We start from the raw sequence: 5554 nt of genomic DNA, 5'->3' as shown, positions 1-5554 counted from the left end.
TTGCTTAATCCGGCGATGACGATTGGCCGTCAGCTTGATGAAGGGCTGGCGTTACACACTCGCCTTAGCGAGCCCGCGCGAAGGGCAAAGATTATTGCAATGCTGGAGCGCGTCGGCCTGGCGGATGCGGGGAAATTACTAGGCGCTTACCCCCATGAGTTTTCCGGGGGCATGCGCCAGCGGGTGATGATCGCCGCGGTCATGCTACTTGAGCCGAAGCTGATCGTTGCCGATGAGCCGACCACCGCGCTGGACGTGCTGGTACAGCATGAGGTTATGGATCTGATGCTGGCGCTCACCGCCGAAAAGGGCAGCGCCGTTATTCTGATTAGCCACAATCTGTCGATGGTTGCACGCTATGCGTCGCGCATTATGGTGATGGAACAAGGCGAAATCGTTGAGCAGAACGACAGCCAGCGGCTGCTGGCCGAACCGCAGCACGCCTACACCCGGCGCCTGCTGGAAGCGCTGCCGGTACGCCAGCCGGCGCCGGACCGCCAGCGGCTGCTGGCGGCGGAAAGCGTGATCGCGCTGACGGATGTCGATATCCGCTACGTAGGCCGCAAGTCCTGGTTCCGCCCGCAAAAGGTGACGCACGCGGTCAAAGGGATCAGCTTTAACGTGCGCGCCGGCGAGACGGTGGCGCTGGTCGGCGCGAGCGGTTCCGGTAAAACCACCATTGGTAAGCTTATTGCGGGCATGCTAAAGGCCAGCCAGGGCGTGCTGGCGTTTCGGGGGCGGGCGCTTAATCCGGCGGATAAGGCGCTGATGACCAACTGGCGGCGGGAGTGCCAGATGATCCAGCAGGATCCCTTCTCCTCGCTTAACCCGCGGATGCGCGTCGCGCAAATTATCGAAGAGCCGCTGCTGCTGGTGGCAACGATGAACCGCAGCGCGCGCGAGCAGCGGGTGCGCGAGGTGCTGGATGAGGTTGGGCTGGGAGACCTGTTTATGTCCCGCTATCCTCATCAGCTTTCGGGAGGACAGCGCCAGCGGGTGGCGATTGCGCGGGCGATTGTCCGGCACCCGGCCTTTATTATTGCCGATGAGCCCACTTCAGCGCTGGATATGACGGTACAGAAACAAATTCTCGATCTGCTCAAGCGGCTCCAGCAGCATTACGGCTTTGCCTGCCTGTTTATTACGCACGATCTCGGCGCCGTGGAGCAGATAGCGGACAGGGTGCTGGTGATGGAAAAGGGGGTTCTGGTCGAGAGCGGCTGGAGTGATGAGGTTCTGGATAATCCTCTTCATCCCTACACGCAGCGGCTGTTGAGCTGCCTGCCGGTTCTCAAACCGCGGGAGCAGGGAGGATACCAGCTGCAGCAGCCGGCCTGAACGCGTCGCTAAGCGGACTGCGGGCGGGCAGATGAAAAAATAGCGGCGTCAGGCCGCCGCTATTATGTTGTCGCTATAAAAGAAAGGGTTACAGCGTAGGGTAGTCGGTATAGCCTTCCGCGCCGCCGCCGTAGAAGCTCTCCGGACGCTGCGGGTTCAGCGCCGCCTTGTGCTTCAGGCGAGCGACCAGATCCGGGTTGGCGATAAAGTCGCGGCCGAAAGCCACGGCGTCAATCAGCCCTTTGCCGATCAGGTCGTTAGCTTTTTCAATGGTGTAGGCACCCGCGCCGATGATGGCGCCCGGGAAGCGGTCGCGAACCTTCTGACGGAACTCATCGCTGTACGGCTGGCCGCCGGCCCAGTCCGGCTCGGACATGTGCAGGTAGGCGATGCCGCGTTTAGCCAGCTCTTCAATCAGATACAGGGCGTCGGCTTCTTCGTTCGGGCCGTTATCGACGTTCTGGAAGCTGCCGATTGGCGATACGCGGATACCGATGCGGTCGGCGCTCCACTCTTTACTAACCGCATCAACCACTTCCAGCACCAGGCGCGCGCGGTTTTCAACGCTGCCGCCGTATTGATCGCTCCGCTGGTTAGACGTTGGTGACAGGAACTGGTGCAGCAGGTAGCCGTGGGCCGAGTGCAGCTCAACGAGGTCGAAGCCGGCGTCACGAGCGTTGCCTACTGCCTGGCGGAAGTCGTTGACGATCCCCGGGATTTCATCGAGCTCCAGCGCACGCGGCATCGAGGTATCGGCGCGCACGGCGTGGCCGTTCTCATCGCGCAGCGACGTACGGGTGCCGGCGCTGATTGCGGAAGGCGCAACCGGCGCCGCGCCGCCTGGCTGCAGGCTGTTATGCGAGATACGACCGGTATGCCACAGCTGTACGGCAATATGTCCCGCTTCGGCGTGAACGCCGGCGGTGATTTTCTGCCAGGCCGCGATTTGCTCCGGGCTGTGCAGACCCGGGGCGCCGGCATAGCCTTTAGCCTGGGCGGAAATCTGCGTCGCTTCGGAGATAATCAGCCCGGAGCTGGCGCGTTGGCGGTAGTACTCGCCCATCAGCGGAGTCGGGATATCGCCGGGCTCGATGCTGCGCAGGCGGGTCAACGGAGCCATAAACACGCGGTTAGGTACGGTGACCGCACCCACTTTCAACGGGGTAAACAATTTTGATTCGGACATAATGACTCCTGAGTAGACCGGTCGTCTCGTAATTCGTTAAATAAAAACGCCTGTTAAACGCCAGGCGCAGCAATAATACTTTTGGCATGGGCAAGGGCGCTTTCAAGCGGCGTTGCGCTGCGCGTAATCTTGGCCTGCAGGTTGGCGCCCAGCCACAGGGAGTAGAGCACCTGCGACAGCGTTAACGCGTCGCCGCTGAAGACCAGGCTGCCTTCCTGACGGCCCTTTTCCAGCGCTTCGCCAAGCAGCGAAATAATCTGGCTGGCGCCTTTATCCATCTCGGTACGCATCGACTCCGACAGATCGCAAACTTCCGCCGACAGCTTCACCGTCAGGCAGCCGCTGATAATGCCCTGCTGACAGAACTGGGTGAGCGTGTGCTGATAGTAGGCCAGCAGACGATCGCGATAGTTGCCTTCGCCGTGGGCGAAATGCTCCACCAGCCGCTGCACATAGCCGGCGTAGTGATGTTCCAGCAGCGCAACCCCGTAAGCTTCCTTCGAGCGAAAATAGTGGTAGAAAGAGCCCTTCGGCACTTCCGCCGTTTTCAGCAGTTCGCTCAGGCCCATTCCGGTAAAGCCGCGGTGCATGCACAGCTGTTCGCCGGTGGCCAGGATATGTTCGCGGGTATCGCATTCGCTATGTTTGTTCATGCCGCTCACTGTAGTAGACCGATTGGTCTAATGCAAGCGATAATTTTAAATGATGCGTGGCGCAGAGGCTGAGCAACAAAAGTTGCCAACCGCGGATGAAACGTCTTCAATGAAAGAGAGAACGAGGTGACCGGAGGCGTGAGGTGGCAGAGCAGCTGGAGTTTTTCCCGGTACAGAGCCCGTGCCGGGGAATTTGTCAGTCGGACGAACGCGGCTACTGTCGCGGCTGTTTGCGTAGCCGCGAAGAGCGTTTCGCCTGGCAAACGATGAGCGACGTACAAAAGCAGGACGTTCTGCGGCTGTGTCGTCAGCGCCTGTTGCGCAAATTACGCGCGACTAAGGCGGAAACAGCGGAAGAACCGCAGCAACCCTCACTGTTTTAATTGCAAAAATGAGTATACTCAAAGCACTTTTTTGTTGAGGACGTTGTTATGGTTCAGCGTATTGCTATAGCCCCGCAGGGGCCGGAATTCTCGCGTTTTGTTATGGGCTACTGGCGTTTAATGGACTGGAAAATGTCCGCCAAAGAGCTGGTCGGCTTTATTGAGCAGCACCTGGATCTTGGCGTCACAACCATCGATCATGCGGATATTTACGGCGACTATCAGTGCGAGGCGGCGTTTGGTGAAGCGCTGAAGCTGGCTCCGCACCTGCGTAGCCGGATGGAAATCGTCAGCAAATGCGGCATCGCCACGATGGCGCGCGCGGAAAACACCATCGGGCACTACATTACCGATCGCGACCATATTGTGCTCAGCGCCGAGCAGTCGCTGCGCAACCTGGCTACCGACCACCTGGATCTGCTGCTGATCCATCGCCCGGACCCGCTGATGGATGCCGATGAGGTCGCCGAAGCCTTCCTCGCGCTGCACCACAGCGGCAAGGTGCGCCACTTCGGCGTCTCTAACTTCACCCCGGCCCAGTTTACCCTGCTGCAATCGCGTCTGCCGTTTACGCTGTCGACTAACCAGCTGGAAATCTCTCCGGTGCATCAGCCGCTGCTGCTGGACGGCACCTTAGATCAGCTGCAGCAGCTGCGGATCAGGCCGATGGCGTGGTCCTGCCTGGGCGGCGGTCGTCTGTTTAATGATGAAAGCTTCCAGCCGCTGCGCGATGAGCTGGCCCGGGTTGCCCAGGAGCTGAATGCCGAAAGCATTGAGCAGGTGGTTTACGCGTGGATCCTGCGCCTGCCGTCGCAGCCGCTGCCGATTATCGGCTCCGGTAAAATTGAGCGCGTCCGCTCCGCGCTGGTAGCAGAAAAGCTCAATATGTCCCGCCAGCAGTGGTTCCGCATCCGCAAAGCCGCGCTGGGATACGACGTCCCGTAAGCGCAGCCAGAGCGCTCGCGGCGCCGGTGAGATGCCCAATAAACCCGGATACGGCCCGCGCAGCTATCCGGGTTTTTTCGTTCAGCGGCGGTGCCTCACGCGGTTCTCTCTTCTATGGTTCCGGCAACCGGGGCCTGCTCCAGCTGCGACAGCGCGCAGTAGAGGCGCCAGATAACCGCCGCCAGCTCCCTGGCCGCCGGCTGGTGGTGATGATTAAGCGTGTCGCAAATGCGCTGCAGCTCCTGCAGCGTTGACGCCAGCGGCCGCTGCTGAACGCCGCGCTCGCTCATCACGTCCCGTAGCAGGCTGATGCACAGGTCGCGCACCTGAGAGAGCGGGTCGGAGCGGGTTTCCCACTCCCGCAGCTGCCACACCACGTGCGAACAGTTAAGCAGCACAACCCCCCAGCGCAGCAGCCAGCGGCGCGCCAGAGCATCCTGGCTGTTGCTCAGCTGGCTGATATGGTGATAAACCAGAGACTCAAACTCGTGTTCGCTATGCTGCGGATGGCGGCTAAGCTGGTCGACAAAGTGACGCCGTAACGCTTTGATGTGGCGACGGCTCTTGCGCGCATCCGAGCCCGGGCTTATCACCGCGAAGGCAAGCCAGGCAAGGCCTACGCCGATGATTTTCCCGAGGTTATCGTTAAGGAATGCGGCAAAGTCGTACACCGGCGGGTTGGTCACCGATATAAACGAGCCCATAAATACGATCAGCTGCCCCCACAGGCCCGCCAGCTTCGGCATCTGCAGCTTGAGCAGTTGCATGGTGGTGAGCAGCGGAAAAAGAAACAGCAAAAATTGCCATAAATCGGTTATCTGCACCATCAGGCCGAACTTCACCACGAAGCTGAACAGCGAAAGCAGCACCAGGGTACGCATCAGCAGCGTCAGCGATTTAAACGGCGAGGGCGAGACGGAATAGAGTACGCAGCAGATGGCGGCAAGGGTGAGCGCGGCGGCGCTGGACTGCCACTGGGTGCTGATGCCCCATGCCCCGACCATCACCAGCGCGCAGAAGGTTCGCACGCCGTTCCACAGCTGTCCCTT

At 60.3% G+C, this 5554-nt stretch carries 6 protein-coding genes; 3 read left to right on the top strand and 3 right to left on the bottom strand.

Annotation, left to right across the window (positions count from 1 at the left end; genetic code table 11):
• A partial coding sequence (locus tag PFH44_RS24475) for a dipeptide ABC transporter ATP-binding protein (protein ID WP_283826438.1) occupies positions 1 to 1338 on the top strand: 1338 nt, incomplete at its 5' end.
• Between the two features lie 88 nt (positions 1339 to 1426).
• Here the strand turns inward: PFH44_RS24475 and nemA are convergent.
• Together nemA and PFH44_RS24465 are read right to left on the bottom strand one after the other, a co-directional pair.
• Positions 1427 to 2524 carry an alkene reductase gene (nemA, locus tag PFH44_RS24470; protein WP_045858573.1) on the bottom strand — a complete coding sequence of 366 codons (1098 nt, stop codon included), beginning with the start codon at positions 2522 to 2524 and terminating at the stop codon, positions 1427 to 1429.
• Between the two features lie 53 nt (positions 2525 to 2577).
• The gene (locus PFH44_RS24465; RefSeq protein WP_045858571.1) at positions 2578 to 3177 is read right to left on the bottom strand and encodes a TetR/AcrR family transcriptional regulator; all 600 of its coding nucleotides are present in this window, start codon (positions 3175 to 3177) and stop codon (positions 2578 to 2580) included.
• 143 nt (positions 3178 to 3320) lie between these two features.
• On the opposite strand from PFH44_RS24465, the gene PFH44_RS24460 reads away from it, so the two are divergent.
• Positions 3321 to 3560, top strand: coding sequence for a DUF1289 domain-containing protein (locus PFH44_RS24460; RefSeq protein WP_045858568.1), 240 nt, complete (start codon positions 3321 to 3323; stop codon positions 3558 to 3560).
• 48 nt (positions 3561 to 3608) lie between these two features.
• Complete coding sequence (locus tag PFH44_RS24455; protein WP_045858566.1) at positions 3609 to 4505, top strand: aldo/keto reductase; 897 nt, start codon at positions 3609 to 3611, stop codon at positions 4503 to 4505.
• A gap of 95 nt (positions 4506 to 4600) precedes the next feature.
• Here the strand turns inward: PFH44_RS24455 and PFH44_RS24450 are convergent.
• The coding region (locus tag PFH44_RS24450; protein ID WP_283826436.1) for an FUSC family protein at positions 4601 to 5554 on the bottom strand (954 nt) is incomplete at its 5' end.

Origin of the sequence: Klebsiella sp. Ech2A (assembly GCF_030078455.1) — a bacterium.
GTDB classification, from domain to species: domain Bacteria; phylum Pseudomonadota; class Gammaproteobacteria; order Enterobacterales; family Enterobacteriaceae; genus Klebsiella; species Klebsiella terrigena.
Note: the sequence above shows the minus strand (reverse complement) of the source record. Positions and strands in the feature narration are given on the sequence as shown.

Coding starts and splice junctions, on each gene's coding strand:
- nemA (WP_045858573.1), bottom strand. CDS start 2,524: ATGTCCGAATCAAAATTGTTTACCCCGTTGAAAGTGGGTGCGGTCACC.
- PFH44_RS24465 (WP_045858571.1), bottom strand. CDS start 3,177: ATGAACAAACATAGCGAATGCGATACCCGCGAACATATCCTGGCCACC.
- PFH44_RS24455 (WP_045858566.1), top strand. CDS start 3,609: ATGGTTCAGCGTATTGCTATAGCCCCGCAGGGGCCGGAATTCTCGCGT.